We start from the raw sequence: 16,520 nt of genomic DNA, 5'->3' as shown, positions 1-16,520 counted from the left end.
CCACGGACAGACAGCCTCTCGACCAGGGCTCGGCGTGTTGAGGTCGGGCTGCCCGCGGCGCGGCGGCATCGGTCGGAACGTGTTTACGTGCCGGGTCCGCGTGCCCTCGGGTAGCTGGACCACAGCATGACAGGTGTGCGTAAGTAAAAGCTGAGATGGAGGCGATGTGGCAGCGCGTTTGTGGGGTCGGTTGTTCGGGCGCGGCGGTCCGGCGCCGCTGGATCCGAGCCGGGCCGATCTGGTGGTGGTCGCGTCGAGTTTCGATGACGCCGAGGCGTGTTCGGCGGCGCTGGCGCGGGCGAGCGAGCTGGTGCCGGACGCGGATGCGGTGCTGCGGCATCATCTGCGGATTCCGCCGGGACAGGTCGAGGCCGTGTGTGCGATCGCGGCACAGGACGGGTACGCGCCCGCGCCGCAGGTCGGCGGGCCGGGGACCGACGCGTTGGAGACGGTGATCCTGCAACGGGTGCAGGTGCTGGACGCGCTGCATTGTTCGCAGGAGCGTTCGCGGATGGCCGGGCTGGCGCAGCGGCACGACGGGACCGCGGATGGGTGGGATGCGCTGCAACCGCGGCCGGCGGCCGGACAATCCGGGCCCGCGACCGGGTAGCGGCAGTAAGTTCTCCCGACTCGGCCGGGCGCGGTTTAACGACGGGCTTTGCCCTGACCGGGGGCAGTAAGCTGCTTCGCGACAAACTGGTTGTGAAACCAGGTGACGGGAGAAAGTTAATTCATGAGCGAGCGCAGCGAGCGAATCGTGACACAGCGCGCCGCGCGCGTGACGGAACCGAGCGCCAGCGAGGTGGAGTCATGAGCGTGCGCAGCTGGCCCCAGGTGCTCGGAACCCTCGCCGACGGTGGCGACCTGGCCGCGGACGACACGGCGTGGGCGATGGACGAGATCATGTCGGACAACGCCACTCCGGCTCAGATCGCGGCGTTCGGGGTCGCCATGAAGATCAAGGGGCCGACGCCCGCGGAGCTGACCGGGCTCGCCGCGGGGATGCTCGAACACGCGCGACTGGTGCACATCGACGGTGACGCGGTGGACATCGTCGGGACCGGCGGCGATCGGTCCGGGTCGGTGAACATTTCCACCATGTCCTCGATCGTGGTGGCCGCGGCGGGGGTGCCGGTGGTCAAGCACGGGAACCGCGCGGCCTCGTCGAAGAGCGGCGGGGCGGACGTGCTCGAATCGCTCGGGGTGCGGCTGGCGCTCGGGCCGGAGGCGGTGGCGCGGTGCGTGCGCGAGGTGGGGATCGGGTTCTGTTTCGCGCCGGTGTTCCATCCCGCGCTGCGGTTCGCGGGGGCCGCGCGTAAGGAAATCGGGATTCCGACCGTGTTCAATGTGCTTGGGCCGCTGACGAATCCGGCCCAGCCGCGGGCCGGGCTGGTGGGGTGCGCGTTCGCGGATCTGCTGCCGGTGATCGCGGGGGTGTTCGCCGGGCGGGGCGGGAGTGCGTTGGTTGTTCGGGGGAATGACGGGCTCGACGAGATCACCACGTCCGACACGACCACGGCGTGGGTGGTTTCCGGTGGGCAGATGCGGGAGACGACGATCGATCCGACCCGCCTCGGGATCGCACGCGTCGACCTGGAGGCGCTGCGCGGCGGCGATGCCGAGGTCAACGCGGGCGTGGCGCGAAGCGTGTTCGCCGGAACGAGCGGCGCGGTGCGGGACGCGGTGCTGGTGAACTCGGCGGCAGCCATCGTGGCCTACGACTTGTCCCAGGGGACAGTCGATTTCGCGGCCGACGTGCACGATGCGCTGGCCGGCGCGCTCGAGCGGGCCGCCGAGGCGATCGACTCGGCTAAGGCCGAGGCGCTGCTCGAACGTTGGACGAAGTTGACGGTCACCCTCGGCGACCGCTGAGCCCCATTCCGCTCCCGCGAATGCGTTCGCCGGGCGCGCCCCCAATCGCCGGACACGCACACAATCGCCCGCGATTCCGGCCGCAGCGCAACGAAACGTGCGCGGCGACAAGAGCCGCTGTGCTGTCTCGGCCGCGCACTGCCGACGCGCGCGATGCCAGAAGCGTCGCCGACCGGCGAGCGCACGCATTCGCCAGCCGCGCACCCATTCGCCAGCCGCGCACCCATTCGCCAGCCGCGCACCCATTCGCCAGCCGCGCACGCATTCGCCAGCCGCGCACGCATTCGCCGGACGCGCGCACAATTGCCCGCGATTCCGGCCGCAGCGCAACGAAACGTGCGCGGCGACAAGAGCCGCTGTGCTGTCTCGGCCGCGCACTGCGGGCCCGCGAGCGCAGTGCCGCGCGATGCCAGAAGGGTCGCCGACCAGGCGTGCGCACCTATTCGCCAGGCGCGCACAAAATCGCCCACGATTCCGAGCGCAGCGCAACGAAACGTGCGCGGCGACGACGATCGCTGGGATGCGGGTGCGGGCGGGGCAGTCCGGCCGAGCACAGTTGGCAGGTTCTGCCTGAACTCGTGGCATGGCGATAGCTGACATGCATAAGATATGTTCAGGGAGTTAGCTGACCAGGATCGTCAAGGCACGGCCGACTCGGCACTGGGTGTGCTGAACGGCTTCGACCGGCGAGGAGCACAGCATGGGACGCAGCGTTCGTGCAGTACTCGGGAGTCTTTCGGTGGTCGCCGTGTGCGCCGCCGCTCCGCTGGCTGTGGCCGACGGATGTGGACTGTTCGTCGGCGGGGTGAATTACACCGACCGAAACGGGTGCGTCCTGCTCGGCGAGGATGCGCCGCGCGATTTCCAGAACGATACCGACAGCGTGGTGACGATCTACGCCGACGCCACCTGTGGCGGTATCTCCACCGGGGTCCTCTCGCCGCACGACAACGGCACCTATACCGGGAAGTCGATGATCGTCAGCTGATCCGGCGCACTCCCGGCGAGAACCCCGGCTCCTACCAACGAGGAGCACCACATGAAGCACAGCATTCGTGTAGCACTCGGGGCACTTTCGCTGGTGGCCGTGTGCGTCATCCCGACGGCCGCGGCGGCGGAGGGCGAACTGATCGTCGACGGCACCGACTACGGCGGAACGTCCGGCTGCATCGACCTCGGCCCCAACGCGCCACGCAAGTTCAAGAACAACAGCGACCGGCTGGTGACCATATATATGAACACCCACTGCGTCGGCGCCGCGTCGGGAATCCTGCGCGGTCGCTCGAGCGGCACCTACACCGGCAGTTCGATGTTGCGCAGCTGAACCCTCACTCCCCCAGCGAGAACCCGGCCTCGGTGTCGGCGCTGGCGTAGGACTTGAACGCGATGTGCGTGATGGTCCGCGCGACGCCGGGGACCTTGTCCAGCCGGTTGGTCACCACCTCGGCGATCTGCTCGTGGTCGCGCACCCGCACGATCGCGATCAGGTCCACGTCACCGGCGCAGGAGTACACCTCGGTCACGCCGTCGGTATCCGCAACGGCCTGCGCAGTCTCCGGAATGCGGCCGTTGTCGGCGTCAATCATCACGATCGCGGTAATCATGCGCTCAGCCTAAGCGCTCCACGTACGCATCCTCAGCGGGTTGGGCGTGCGCCGCCGCATCCGCCACCTCCGCCCACCCCACCCACCGCCCCGCCCCATACATCGGCTCCCGATACCCCTCCGTCGTCCGCACTATCCGCACCCCCGCCCGAGCCAACCACCGCGCAACCAACGCCGCCTCCTCCGGCGAGGCCCCCCGCAACGGCGGCACATTCACCGGCACCCAATCCCGCCCGGCGGCGTCGAACCCCGGCAGCGCCTCAGCCGCCACACCAGCCGTCTCACCACCTGCCGCGCGATCAGCCACCCCATCGCCGTCCTCTGCGATGCCAACCGACACAGCGACGTCCAGCTCGCCGACCCTTCTGACAGAGCTACCCGCCATGTCACGGCCGCTGCCGACACCTGCTGCGGTGCCATCGTGCGCGACGTCATGGTTAGTCATGCCGTCGCCGGCCGCGTTGCGGTCCGGCAGCGAATCTTCGAGATTCCCACTGTGATCCGGCGGGATTGCCAGAGGCGTCTCGGCGAAGCGGGCAGGACCCGGCGCGAGGGGCGGTCCGGGGCTAGGAATCGGGATGTCCGTTGCGGTCTGGGCCTGGGCGGGGACGCCGCCTTCGGGGATCACGGTTTCGGCGGCGGCGGCGAGTTGTTCGACCACCGCCATCGGCGGGACTCCGCGGACGGCGTTGCCCGCGGCGGCCAATCGTCCGTAGCGGATGACGGCGAACTCCCAGCCGCCTGCGCCGTCGGGGTGGGCGGCGATCAGTTCGGCGATGCGGGCGACGGCGGCGAGGCGTTGGGTGCGGTGCAGGGCGCGGATTACAGCGGCGGTTCGGTCGCGGAGGCGGGCGGCTGCTTCGAAATGTTGTGCGCGGGAGTGGGTTTCGATGCGGTCGAGCATGGTGCGCAGTGGGGTGTCGGAGTAGCCGGCGAAGAGGGCGCGGACGAGCGCGGGGGCGGGGGCATATTCCTCTGTATTAATAGGAGTGCCGAGGGCGGATGCGGGGCAGCCGCCGACGACCGCGGGCGGGCAGTCGTGCAGGGCGCGGCGGGGCAGGCGGGTACCGCATGTGCGCAGGCCGGTGTATTCGGCGATGATCACCGCGAGTTCGGTGGCGTCGGCGCGAGAGTTGAACGGGCCCAGGGCATCTCGGTTCGGAGTGCGGACGACGGAGAAGCGCGGGAAGGGTTCGTCGGTGAGCGTGATCCACCAGGCGCGCTTGGGGAACTTGGAGCGGCGGTTGTAGGGCGGGGTGTGCGCGACGAGCAGGCGCAGTTCGCGGACACCTGCCTCGAGCGCGTGTGCGCAGACCACATGGTCGACCTGGGTGGCGAGGGAGACCATCTCCTTCATCCGCCCGCGGGTCTCCGAGCCGGTGAAGTAATTGCGTACGCGGCGGCGCAGATTCACCGCGGTGCCGATATAGAGGACCTCGTCGGCGGGCCCGCGGAACAGGTACACCCCGGGACTCGCGGGCAGGTCATTGGCGAGCACCCGCTTGGCACGCTGGCGCGGGGTGACGTCGGGCAGGTAGTCGACGAGCTCGGTGAGGCTGTGCACGCCTTGATTGCCGACCCTGGCGATCAGCGCGTGCAGCACGTCCACGGTCGCGCGCGCGTCGTCCAGCGCCCGGTGCGTCGGTTGCGTGCTCGCGCCGAGCAACTGGGCGAGCGCGCTCAACCGGACCGAGGGCGCCTCGTCCCGCCCGAGCACCCGCCGAGCCAGCTTCACGGTGCACAGCACGGTCGCCACGGGCCACGCCATGTCGTGCGCCGCGGCGGCGGCCCGCAGGAACGCCATGTCGAACCGCGCGTTGTGCGCGACGAGCACCGCGCCCGACGCGAACTCGAGGAACCCGGGCAGCACCGACGCGATGTCCGGCGCCGCATAGACCATCGCCGTGGTGATCCCGGTGACCTGCACGATCGCCGGCGGCACCGCCCGCCCCGGGTTGACCAGGGTGGCGAACTCACCGAGCACCTCGCCGCCGCGCACCTTGACCGCGCCGATCTCGGTGATCGCGTCGCCGCCCGGACTGGTCCCGGTGGTCTCCAGGTCGACGACCACGAAGGTGGTGTCGAACAGGGGCGTGTCGAGGTCGTCGAAGACCAGTTGCCGAGCGACGGCCTTGCGCGGTGCGGGGTCGGACACGGGCTGGAGCGTAGGCGGTGGGTCCGACAAGAACGGAGCGCCCGCGGGCAGGGTTCGGCGTACGCGAAAACCCCAGGAAATGTCTGAATGACACCGTGCGTATTTATGTTTCGGTACCCACGAAATGATCTAGAACGCCAAAAAGTGATGCAGGTCACACTGTCGCATAAAACGTATCAATCGGTCGGGCGTGTCGGCCGACGCGGACGGGCCGCTTCGGGCTCGCTGTGACGGATCACAGTCAATTGGCCGACCGACCAGTGTTCGACCCGCACGTGTCCCCGAGATGAACGTAGCGACCTGGGGAAATGTCCAATCGGTTCACTTCCGGAGCTCGGTCAGCCATGGCATCGCTGACCGGGATAGCGGCCGCGAAGCTCGCCGGCGATCGCCCGTCGTTATCTTTTTGTGATTGTTGGGACATATCTCACACTGATTAAGCGTGAATTCAGACCCGCGCACGCATTTGGCCGGCGGCGGACTTTACAAACCCCCGTGATGTGTTCGTAACCTTTTCGAGACCTCACGGAGTCCGACGCACCAACCCGGTGCGAACGACACGAAGTCCGCGGCACCAGTCAGGGTGCGGCGTCGTGGGGCAGATTGGGAGTACCGCATCATGACGACCAAATCCGTCAAGCGTTCGGCGCAGCGTGCCGTCGCAGCCGGGGCCGTCGGCGCTGCCACCATCGGCGCTTTCCTGCTTCCGGCCGCCCCCGCATCGGCTCAGCCGGTGAACGTCCCCGGCGTCGGCACCTTCGAGGTGCCGAACGAGATCCAGATCCCGCAGGGCATCCCGGGCATCGAACTGCCGGGCCAGGCCCCGCTGCCGTTCGTCGCCCCGAAGCGGACCATCGGCGAGGAAGCCCTCGACGCCGCCATGAGCAAGCTCGGCTCGCCGTACGTGTACGGCGCCGCCGGCCCGAACGCGTTCGACTGCTCCGGCCTGGTCAAGTGGTCCTACGAGCAGGCAGGCCTGGAGCTGCCGCGCACCAGCGGCGCCCAGCTGTCCGCGGGCAGCCCGGTCTCGATGGACGACCTGCAGCCGGGCGACCTGGTGTCGTTCTACGGCGGCGGCCACTCCGGCCTGTACGCCGGCGACGGCAATGTCGTGCACGCGTCCACCGCCGGCACGCCCGTGCAGGTGGCCCCGATCTCCTCGATGCCGGTCGCCGGAGCCCGCCGCTTCTGAGAAACCGCTGGTCGGGCCGTACGTTGCGGCCCGACCTCCGGACGGGCGCTGTGATCATTTCGTTCTCTACTGGACACAGACGCAGGCCGTTCCGTAACCTAATCGAGACCTTCTCGAATTACCCGAGGCTCGCGCAGCGCAAACCTCGTTTTCGATGAGGGTGCTCATCGGTTCAGATCGTCGGTTCCTCAGAGATCGTTTCACGAGAGAGCGGGGCAAGGCAGGCTGTGGCAGCTCACCGGAGACATGGCACGCGACGTCTGGTCGGCGGTGCATTGGCGGCCGGAGTCCTGGCCACCACCGCCCTCTACGGTGGCAACCCGGCCGGAGCCGATCCGGTCGCGCTACCGACCACGGCCACCGAGGCCGTGCAGCGGATGATCGACCTGTCGCGACAGTCCGAGCAGCTCAACCAGCAGGCCCTGGACGCGCAGTCCGATCTGGACGCCAAGCTCGTCATCCAGCACGACGCCGACGCCAAGCTGGCCGCCAGCACCGACATGGTCAACCGCGCCCGCGACGAAGTGCGCAAGTACCAGCCGATCATCGACCGGACCGCGATCGCCGCCTATCAGGGCGCGCGCACCAACCGGTTGTTCGCGGTACTGGTCAGCGATTCCCCGCAGCAGCTGCTCGACCAGATGTCCACGCTGGACGTGCTCGCCGCGCAGACCTCCGCGCAGCTGGATCAGTACAAGGTCGCGACCGACTCCGCCGACAAGGCCGAGACCGTCGCGCGCAGAGCCGCGGACGAGGCCCGCACGGCCTCCGACAAGGCCGACACCGTGCGCGCCGACCTGGAACGCAAACGCAGCGACCTCGGCGGCGCCATCGCCCAGGTGGTGCAGGCGTGGGGTTCGCTGTCCACCAAGGACAAGTCCGCGCTCGCCGGTTCGCCTTTCCCGCCCGGCTTCGACCGCGACACCCTGCTGCAAGGCCTCGTCCCCGGCAGCGGCACCAGCGCGTTGGCCGCCGGCCTAACCCGGATCGGCGACCCCTACGTCTGGGGCGCGACCGGCCCGAACCAGTTCGACTGCTCCGGGCTCGTGCAGTGGGCGTTCAAACAGGTCGGCAAGAACGTGCCGCGCACCAGTTCCGCGCAGGCCACCTACGGCACCCCGGTCGCCAAGGACGACCTGCAACCCGGTGACGTCGTGTTCTTCTACTCCGACATCTCCCACGTGGGCATCTACGCCGGCAACGGACTCATGCTGCACGCCTCCACCTTCGGCGTCCCGGTAGCCGTCGCACCCATGGGCTCGACGCCGTACAACTCCGCTCGGCGATACTGACCAACTATGAATGGACATGACCTGTCCAACCCTTGCCCGGCGAAAGCCCGGCGATGAGTGGCGTGCGCCGGTTGCGGGCGTGGTGGGCGGCTCGGCGGCGGTTCGAGTTCTGCGTGACCGTCGCGATGGTAGTTGCGCTGACCGGTTTCTGCGGAGCCCTGGTCATGCTGCCGAACTCCGCGCTGCCGAAACCGCATGCGGCGCAGGCGACCGCCGAGGTCGCGGGTCAGGCTCCGGCCAGCGATCCGCGGCTGGCCGAGGTGCGGCGCAGCGTCGAACCGTTCGGCCCGATCGTCGCGCACCAGGTGCCGACCGGCGACGGACAACAATCCCTGGTCGTCGGGCATCCGGCCCAGCGCGTCGAAATCGACATCCTGGAACGTGAACTCGGCGCAGCCACCACCGCGGTCAGCGAGGTGTGGGGCAAAGACTGGGCGCAGGCGACCACGGTCGTAGTCGCCTCCTCCCCCTCCGAATTCGCCGGACTCGTGCACGCGGGCAACATGTCCACCGAGGTCGCCGCCGCCTCCGTCGCCGACCCGTTCGCGCCGGGCACCCAACCGACCGGCCAGCGCATCGTGTTCAGCCCCGACGCCGGCCGCCGCCTCGACCCCGAGGGCCTGCGCACCCTGCTCCGCCACGAACTCACCCACATCGCCACCCGCGCCGAAACCCGCGACGGCGCCCCGCTCTGGATGCTCGAGGGTTTCGCCGACTACACCGCGCACCGCGGCCAAGGCCACCGCTTCGCCGACATCGCCCCCACCCTCACCGCCCAGGTCACCCTCCGCAACCTCCCCGGCGACCTACCCGCCGACGACCAATTCAGCGGCCGCAACGCCGCCGCCACCTACGAACAAGCCTGGTCCGTCTGCGCTTTCATCGCCGACAAATACGACCAACCCCGCCTGGTCGAGCTCTACCGCCAAATCGCCGCCGCCCGCCAAAGCCCCGCCACCGAAGACCAGATCCTCCAAAACGTCCTCGGCACCACCCGCACCGACTTCATCGCCAACTGGCGCGATTGGCTATCAACCCAAACAGCCTGAACCCGCACACCCTTTGACATCCGCACGCGTGTCAGCGCGGCAAGTCGATGTGCGGGAAATCAGAGGGTGTGCGGCTGTCGTCACCACGACTCGCAGCCCGCTCGGATGCGCGCCCCGGGACCGGAGACCCGCCGCGCGAAGCAGCAAAAGGGGTGGCCGAGCCACCATCGTCGCCGCACACCACTTGATTTCTCGCACAAGAAATCGCATGCCATTCGCTGTGCGGAAAGTCAGAAGGTGTGCGGCTGTCGTCACCACCTCGAGTGCGCGATCCAAGGGGCGAGAACACGCCGCGCGAGGTAGCGAAACGGCGAACACAGTAGGTTGTCACCATGGCCCGAACTCTGCTGGTGACCAATGATTTCCCGCCGCGGCCGGGTGGTATTCAGTCCTATCTGCATGCCTTGGCCGGTCAGCTCCCGCCGGACGATCTCGTCGTGTACGCCCCGCGCTGGCGCGGCGACAGTCACCTGAAATTCGATGCCAAACAGAAGTTTCAGGTGGTCCGCCACCCCACCACGCTGATGCTGCCGACCCCGCTGGTCATGCGCCGGGCCGCGCGGCTGCTGCGCAGCGAGAAGTGCGACACCGTGTGGTTCGGCGCCGCCGCCCCGCTCGCGCTCATGTCGCCGGTGCTGCGCCGTGCGGGGGCCGAGCGCATTCTGGCCAGCACGCACGGGCACGAGGTCGGCTGGTCCATGCTGCCCGGCGCCAGGCAGGCATTGCGGCAGATCGGCGAGCACACCGACGTGGTCACCTACGTCAGCAAGTACACGCGCGGACGTTTCGCGTCGGCGTTCGGCCGCAACGCCGCGCTGGAGTATCTGCCGCCGGGCGTGGACACCGACGCGTTCCGCCCGGATCCGGCCGCCCGCGCCGAACTGCGCGACCGGTACGGACTGGATGACCGCCCGACCATCCTGTGCCTGTCCCGGCTCGTCCCGCGCAAGGGCCAGGACGCGCTGATCGTCGCCATGCGCGAGATCCGCGACCGGGTTCCCGGCGCGGTCCTGGTCATCGCGGGCGGCGGACCTTACGAGGAGAAACTGCGTCAACTCGCGATCGCCGCGGGCGTCTCCGATGACGTCATCTTCACCGGCCGCGTCCCCTCCGGCGAACTCGCCGCGCACCACACCCTCGCCGACGTCTTCGCCATGCCGTGCCGCACCCGCGGCGCGGGCCTCGACGTCGAAGGGCTCGGCATCGTCTACCTCGAAGCTTCGGCCTCGGGCGTGCCGGTCGTCGCGGGCCGTTCCGGCGGCGCCCCGGAAACGGTCATCGAGGGCGAAACCGGGCGCGTCGTCGACGGCCGCTCGGTCCAGCAGATCACCGATGCCCTGGTAGACATCCTCTCCGACCCCGACGCGGCCGCCCGGATGGGTGCCGCGGGCCGTGCGTTCGTCGAGGACCGCTGGCGCTGGGACACCCACGGCGTCCGGCTCCGGCAGCTCCTGCGGTGATCACCACTGCGGCGTCGGGGCCTCGATCCGATACGCTCTCGAGGTGAGCACAATCCAGGTCGCCGACCAAACCTTCGTGGCCGCGCCAGGGATCGCCGTCGCCGATGTCCTATCGGCACCGAACAACTGGCGCCGCTGGTGGCCAGACCTCACCCTCGTCGTCCGGGAAGACCGCGGTGACAAGGGAATCCGCTGGACGGTGTCCGGCGCGCTGGACGGAACCATGGAAGTGTGGCTGCAACCCATGCTGGACGGGGTGATCGTGCACTACTTCCTGCACGCCGAACCGCAGCCGGCGCTGCCGCCGAACCGGATGGCCGCCGCCAACCGCGCGCGCCGCGTCGCGGGCCGCAACGTGTCCTTCGAACTCAAATCCCGGCTGGAGGCAGGTCGCCCGGCCGGTGTCACACCCGCTCACGCCTCCTGACATTCATTCCAGCGCCGAAGCTGAAAGGAACCGCTGTCCGCCATGGCCGACAGGACCCAGAGGTCGATCATCATCGAGGCCCCGTCGCAGCAGGTGATGTCCGTCATCGCCGACCTGGAGTCCTACCCCGAGTGGGTCTCGGCGGCGAAATCGGTCGAAGTACAGGAAAAGGGACCGGACGGCCGCGTGCGCACCGCGCGATTCGTGCTGGACGCGGGCGTGGTGAAGGACAGCTACGTCCTCTCCTATACCTGGAGCCCGGACAACAAGACGGTCAGCTGGACGCTGGTCAGCGGTGAGCTGCAGAAGGCGCAGAACGGCACCTACGAACTCATCGACCAGCCCGACGGCAACACCGAGGTCGTCTACACGCTGACCGTCGACCTGAACATCCCGATGATCGGCATGTTCAAACGCAAGGCCGAGAAGGTGATCACCGATACCGCGCTGAAAGAACTGAAGAAACGGGTCGAAGGCTGACGACGCACACGACCCGGGTCGAACTGTTCATCGGCAAAGGCGGGGTAGGCAAGACGACGCTGGCGTGCGCCACCGCCATGTCCTACGCCAGGGCGGGTGAGCGCGTGCTGGTGGCGTCGCTGGATCAGGCGCATTCGCTCGGCGACGCGCTCGGCTTCCGTTTTCCGCACGATCCCGGCACGGTAACGGGGATCGCGAACGTCCTGCCCGGCCTCGACGTGATCGAGGTGGATTCGCTTGCGCTGCTGGAGGATCGGTTCCGCGACGTGGTGCGCGTGCTGTCCCCCGGCACCGGGCACGAACACGGCATCGACCTGGCCGCGCTGGACCCGGCCGAGCTGACCGGCCTGCCCGGCGTGCAGGAACTGCTGATGCTGGTCGAGATCACCCAGTTCGCCAACGAGAACGACTGGGATGTGCTCGTCGTCGACTGCCCGCCGTCGGCCGACATGCTGCGCATCATCACCGCGCCCGACACCCTGCTCGGCTATGTCGAACGGATCTGGCCGCCGCACGCGCGGGCGATGAGCACCGTCGGCACCGATCTGCGCCAGGCCATCCTCGCCGCGACCGTCGAACGGATCGTCAAGGCGGTCACCGAGGTCCGCGATCTGCTCGCCGACCATCGGCGCACCGGCGCGCGCCTGATCACCGTCGCCGAGCGGGTGACCCTCGCCGAATCCGAGCGGGTCCGCTCCGCCGCCGCGCTGCTCGGGCTGCGGCTGGACGCGGTGGTGGTCAACAAGGTGCTGCCGCCGACCTCCCCGGTCGACACCGAACACCCCGCCGTGCACTGGTATCTGAACCGGCGCGGCGAACAGCTCGCCGCCATCGCCGAACTGGAACGCTCGATGCCGGGTATCCCGCTGCTGATCGCCCAGCACACCGGTCCGGAGCCGATCGGACTCACCTCGCTCGCGGCGCTGTCCTACGCGGTGGACTCGGGCAGGAACACCGGCGGCACAGGACCTATGCTGAGCGACAGTCCGGCGGAGGTTGACGCGAGTTCCGGCGAACCGGTGGTTCGATGTGAATCAGGCACCGGCCTGCGCGCGATATACACACTGCGGATGCCCCTGCCCGTTGTCGATGCGGCAACGCTGCGACTTGGCCGAGTGGAGGACGATTTGATCGTGGGAGCGGACGGTGTCCGGCGGCGAGTTCGTCTTGCGCCGGTATTGCGGCGGTGCACGGTCGACGGTGCCGAACTCGACGCGGGACAGCTCGTGGTGCGTTTTCGCCCCGATCCCGAGTTATGGCCCGAAGGCAGCGGCGATGAGCGGTGATCGGACGGGCGGGTTCTTCCGGCGTGGAGCCGAAGGCCGGGACGTGAGCGGGGATCGCGCGGGCGGGTTCTTCGGGCGCGGGGGTCAACGGGATGCCGGCCAGGACACGCATGGTGATCTATATACCGGCGATGTCGAGTCGGGCACCAGCGGCGAGCGGAGCCAGGGTGATTCCGGGCGGCACCCCGAGAGCCAGGCAGCGCAGGAGGATCGGACCGACGCCGGCGACCCGCGCGGTTTCCGTTGGCAGGCTGCAAGTCGCGGCGCGCGAAGCACACCGGATGCCGCGGACGAGAGCCCGAGCGATGATCCGGAAACCTCAGGCGCACACGCGGGTGATCGGACCGCGCCCGGTGCGCATGAAGCTACCGGCCGAACGAAAGACGCTGCGGGCGAAGGCGATCCGGACGACGGCCTCGCCGAGTTCGCTGCCGAGTTGAAGTTGCTCGCCGAAGCTGTGCTGGAGCGGGTGGAGCCGGTACTGCGTCAGGCCGCCGACGGACAGGTGGAATGGTCGAGTTGTAGCTGGTGCCCGGTGTGCGCGGCCGCCGCGTTGATGCGCGGTCAGCACCACGAGGTGTTGCAGGCCGTAGCCGATCACGGCACCGCCCTCGTGACCGTGCTCCGCGAAGCCTTGGCCGGCGTACCGGTCGACCCGGTCATGCCCGAGCCCGACGCGCACCAGCACAATCACGGTGTGCCCCAGGATCATTCAGCCGGCGCCGCGAAAGGTGCGGAATCCACTGCCGGACAACACACATCGCGGGCGGGCAAGCGCTCCCGCTATGTCGGCATCCCTGTGACGATCAAGGCATGACGCACCGTATAGCAGGTGCGCGACCGCTGACCGTCGGAATCGACGTCGGCGGCACCAACATTCGCGCATCGGTGATCGATACCAGCGGCGAGGTCCTCGACACCGTCCAGGCGCCGACCCCGCATTCGGCCAAGGCGCTCGAGGACGCGCTCGCCCGCTCCGTGCGTGAGCTGTGCGAACGGCATCCGATCGGCGCGGTCGGCCTGGCCGTCGCCGGATTCATCAACGGCGACCGCTCCACCGTCCGCTTCGCGCCGCATCTGCCCTGGCAGAACACCCCGGTCGCGCAACGGCTCACCGAACGGCTCGAGCTTCCCGTCATCCTCGAGCACGACGCGAATGCCGCCATGTGGGCCGAGTATCGGTTCGGCGCGGCCGCGGGCGGGCACAACGTGGTACTCGTCGCGATCGGCACCGGCATCGGCGCGGCGCTGCTCATCGACGGCAAGCTGTATCGCGGAACCCACGGCGTCGCACCGGAACTCGGACACCTGCAGGTCGTTCCGCAGGGCCGCGCCTGCCCGTGCGGCAAGCACGGCTGCTGGGAAAGGTATTGCAGCGGAACGGCACTCGCCGACACCGCGATCGAAATGCTGGCCACCGACCCGGTCCGGTCCGTGCTCGCCAAGGATGTCTACCGCGATCCGGGTTCACTGACCGGCCGCCGCGTCGCCAACGCCGCACAGGACGGCGACCCCCTGGCGGTGCGCGTGATGGAGGACTTCGCCCGCTGGCTCGGCCTCGGCCTGGCCTTCGTCAGCGACATCTTCGACCCCGACCTGGTCGTCATCGCCGGCGGCGTCAGCAGCTCCGCTCCCCTGTTCCTCGACGAGGCCCGCGAGGAATACGCCCGCTCCGTCACCGGCGCTGGCCACCGCCCGCTCGCCCGCATCCGCACCACCCAACTCGGTGAAGCCGCAGGCATGATCGGCGCCGCCGACCTCGCCCGCGCCGCCCTGATCGAGAGCGAACGCAAGTCCTCCCGAGTAGCCCGCAGCCACTGAGCTGCGGGCCTCGCGGTCGCCCCACTCTGCCGATGCTTCGGCGGTGGATCAAGATCAAGGGGAACTGGTGTCGGTGCCCTCTCGGGCAGATGCCGGCACCAGTTCCCGGTGATCATGAACGCACGAGCCTGCCGGAGGAGCCGGCCCGATTCGAGCCCGGCGTCGTCGATCGCACGTTGCCATCAGAGTTGGCGCTGAAGGCTATGGTTACGCCGCTTCGACGACAGTGCTGCTTGCCCGGAGCGAGTCTCCTTGGTTGATGGCAGTCCAGGCGGCGCCGAGTGCGTCGAATCGCCGCTCGCCGCGGACATCTGGATGAGCGTCTTCGCGGCGGTTGACGTTTCATTTGCTGCGGCAGTGGTATTCAATTCGCGAACGCTTGCTTCGGTCGCCGATGACCCCCATTCCGGTCGCCGAGGAATCTGCTTCCGGTCGCCGATTACGGCGTGTCCGCTTGCTCATGGCAGAGTGTGGTGAGATTCGCCGCTGCGGTTGGATGTGATCTGGATCCAGCGGTAAAGTCGGCAACTGACGCAGGTGCCCGCCTCTATCCCGGTCCCGGGGGAAGGACGTCATGTTCTACTGGCTGCTGAAGTATGTGCTGCTGGGACCGTTCATGCATCTCTACAATCGGCCGACGGTCGAGGGTGTGGAGAACATTCCGGCGGACGGTCCGGCGATCATGGCGGGTAACCACCTCTCCTTCGCGGACTGGTTGTTCGCGCCGCTGCTGAGTCCGCGGCGGATCAACTATCTGGCCAAGGCCGAATACTTCAACACCCCGGGCATCAAGGGCGCGTTCCAGAAGTGGTTCTTCACCACCTCCGGCCAGTTCCCGATCGACCGCACCGGCGCCGACGCGGCCGAGGACGCCCTCAACGCCGCGCGCAAGCTGCTCGATCAGGGCCGCCTCGTCGGCCTGTACCCCGAGGGCACCCGCTCCCCCGACGGCCGCCTGTACAAGGGCAAGACCGGCCTCGCTCGCCTCGCCCTGGAAACCGGCGTCCCCGTCATCCCGGTCGCCGTCATCGGCACCGACGACGTGAGCCCGCCCGGCCCCTTCCGCTGGCGCCGCCGCAAGGTCACCGTCAAGTTCGGCACCCCCATCGACTTCTCCCGCTACGAAGGCATGGGCGGCAACCGCTTCGTCGAACGCGCCGTCACCGACGAGGTCATGTACGAACTCATGCAACTCGGCGGCCAAGAATACGTAGACGTCTACGCCGCCAGCCTCAAAAAGAACGTCCCCACCGGCGAGCCCCGCGAAGCCACCCGCATCCCCCACACCGCCGCCAGCTGAGCGACCCCGACTACCAGGCCGCTCGCAGGCCGGCCGAACACCCCGGCCAGCGAGCGGCCTTCGTCATTCCAAGGGGACACCACCGAGCACCGTCTCGCCCTCCGCCACACCGATGTCCCACCCGACATTCCGACAACCGCCGACCGGGACACCACAGCGCGCCGTCCCGACATCCACCGCAGCCATGTCCCGCCCAGGCACCCAGCCCTTGCCGGATGGGGCCCTGCTGAGCCAGCCCCGCAAATCGCCGCAGCCATGTCCCATCTGCGCGCGTCATCGCCACCGAGTGGGACACCACGGAGCACCCACTCGCGATTCAGCACAACCATGTCCCATCGGCGCGCACCACGTCCACCGAACGGGACAACACAGCGCGCCGTCTCGGCATTTGCCGCTGCCATTGCCGTCTCAAGGGGTACCGAGCTGGCAGGCGATCGCACTCGATTCTGCGCCGCCGCAGGCCGATCCGACGCCTAACGGCGCGCCGTTCGACCGAGCGGGAGACCATCGAGCGTCCACTCGCGATTCAGCGCGGCCATGTCCCATCCGCGCTCGCCGTTGCCGCCGAGCGGGACACCATCG

Annotated in this window: 16 protein-coding genes; 14 read left to right on the top strand and 2 right to left on the bottom strand. The window is 68.7% G+C overall.

Annotation, left to right across the window (positions count from 1 at the left end; translation table 11 throughout):
- Window positions 1–166 precede the first annotated feature (166 nt).
- From F3087_RS35620 to F3087_RS35605, 4 genes are all read left to right on the top strand, one after another.
- Complete coding sequence (locus tag F3087_RS35620; RefSeq protein WP_223885590.1) at window positions 167–610, top strand: hypothetical protein; 444 nt, start codon at window positions 167–169, stop codon at window positions 608–610.
- Between the two features lie 200 nt (window positions 611–810).
- The gene (trpD, locus tag F3087_RS35615) at window positions 811–1,872 is read left to right on the top strand and encodes an anthranilate phosphoribosyltransferase (RefSeq protein ID WP_150406527.1); all 1,062 of its coding nucleotides are present in this window, start codon (window positions 811–813) and stop codon (window positions 1,870–1,872) included.
- A gap of 700 nt (window positions 1,873–2,572) precedes the next feature.
- Complete coding sequence (locus tag F3087_RS35610; protein ID WP_150406526.1) at window positions 2,573–2,860, top strand: hypothetical protein; 288 nt, start codon at window positions 2,573–2,575, stop codon at window positions 2,858–2,860.
- A gap of 51 nt (window positions 2,861–2,911) precedes the next feature.
- Complete coding sequence (locus tag F3087_RS35605; RefSeq protein ID WP_150406525.1) at window positions 2,912–3,196, top strand: hypothetical protein; 285 nt, start codon at window positions 2,912–2,914, stop codon at window positions 3,194–3,196.
- A gap of 4 nt (window positions 3,197–3,200) precedes the next feature.
- On the opposite strand, the gene F3087_RS35600 is transcribed toward F3087_RS35605, so the two are convergent.
- The gene (locus F3087_RS35600; RefSeq protein WP_150406524.1) at window positions 3,201–3,476 is read right to left on the bottom strand and encodes an Lrp/AsnC family transcriptional regulator; all 276 of its coding nucleotides are present in this window, start codon (window positions 3,474–3,476) and stop codon (window positions 3,201–3,203) included.
- A 4-nt stretch (window positions 3,477–3,480) separates the two neighbouring features.
- A complete protein-coding gene (locus tag F3087_RS35595) occupies window positions 3,481–5,631 on the bottom strand; it encodes a DEDD exonuclease domain-containing protein (protein ID WP_150406523.1) in 2,151 nt (716 codons plus the stop codon).
- Window positions 5,632–6,250: 619 nt separating this feature from the next.
- Here F3087_RS35595 and F3087_RS35590 point away from each other — a divergent pair.
- From F3087_RS35590 to F3087_RS35545, 10 genes are all read left to right on the top strand, one after another.
- Window positions 6,251–6,823: a C40 family peptidase gene (locus F3087_RS35590; RefSeq protein WP_150406522.1), complete on the top strand. Its 573-nt coding sequence runs from the start codon at window positions 6,251–6,253 to the stop codon at window positions 6,821–6,823.
- 275 nt (window positions 6,824–7,098) lie between these two features.
- Window positions 7,099–8,115, top strand: a complete 1,017-nt coding sequence (locus F3087_RS35585; protein ID WP_396897601.1) for an NlpC/P60 family protein — start codon at window positions 7,099–7,101, stop codon at window positions 8,113–8,115.
- Window positions 8,116–8,168: 53 nt separating this feature from the next.
- Window positions 8,169–9,164, top strand: coding sequence for a hypothetical protein (locus F3087_RS35580; RefSeq protein ID WP_150406520.1), 996 nt, complete (start codon window positions 8,169–8,171; stop codon window positions 9,162–9,164).
- 332 nt (window positions 9,165–9,496) lie between these two features.
- Entirely contained in the window at window positions 9,497–10,624 is a 1,128-nt protein-coding gene (locus F3087_RS35575; protein WP_150406519.1) for a glycosyltransferase family 4 protein, read from the top strand.
- Between the two features lie 43 nt (window positions 10,625–10,667).
- Window positions 10,668–11,051, top strand: coding sequence for an SRPBCC family protein (locus F3087_RS35570; RefSeq protein WP_150406518.1), 384 nt, complete (start codon window positions 10,668–10,670; stop codon window positions 11,049–11,051).
- A gap of 42 nt (window positions 11,052–11,093) precedes the next feature.
- Entirely contained in the window at window positions 11,094–11,531 is a 438-nt protein-coding gene (locus F3087_RS35565) for an SRPBCC family protein (RefSeq protein ID WP_150406517.1), read from the top strand.
- Window positions 11,528–12,817 (top strand): ArsA family ATPase, encoded by a 1,290-nt coding sequence (locus F3087_RS35560; RefSeq protein ID WP_317983951.1) that lies wholly within the window; start codon window positions 11,528–11,530, stop codon window positions 12,815–12,817. Before F3087_RS35565 ends, F3087_RS35560 begins: the two co-directional genes overlap by 4 nt.
- On the top strand, window positions 12,807–13,634 hold the full coding sequence (locus tag F3087_RS46220; RefSeq protein ID WP_191094312.1) for a hypothetical protein: 828 nt from the start codon (window positions 12,807–12,809) through the stop codon (window positions 13,632–13,634). The genes F3087_RS35560 and F3087_RS46220 overlap by 11 nt, the downstream gene beginning before the upstream one ends.
- Complete coding sequence (locus tag F3087_RS35550; RefSeq protein ID WP_150406515.1) at window positions 13,631–14,638, top strand: ROK family glucokinase; 1,008 nt, start codon at window positions 13,631–13,633, stop codon at window positions 14,636–14,638. Before F3087_RS46220 ends, F3087_RS35550 begins: the two co-directional genes overlap by 4 nt.
- 574 nt (window positions 14,639–15,212) lie before the next feature.
- On the top strand, window positions 15,213–15,938 hold the full coding sequence (locus F3087_RS35545; RefSeq protein ID WP_150406514.1) for a lysophospholipid acyltransferase family protein: 726 nt from the start codon (window positions 15,213–15,215) through the stop codon (window positions 15,936–15,938).
- Window positions 15,939–16,520 lie beyond the last annotated feature (582 nt).

Source organism: Nocardia colli, from assembly GCF_008704205.1.
Classification (GTDB): Bacteria; Actinomycetota; Actinomycetes; order Mycobacteriales; family Mycobacteriaceae; genus Nocardia; species Nocardia colli.
This window is presented reverse-complemented; position numbering and strand designations above follow the sequence as displayed.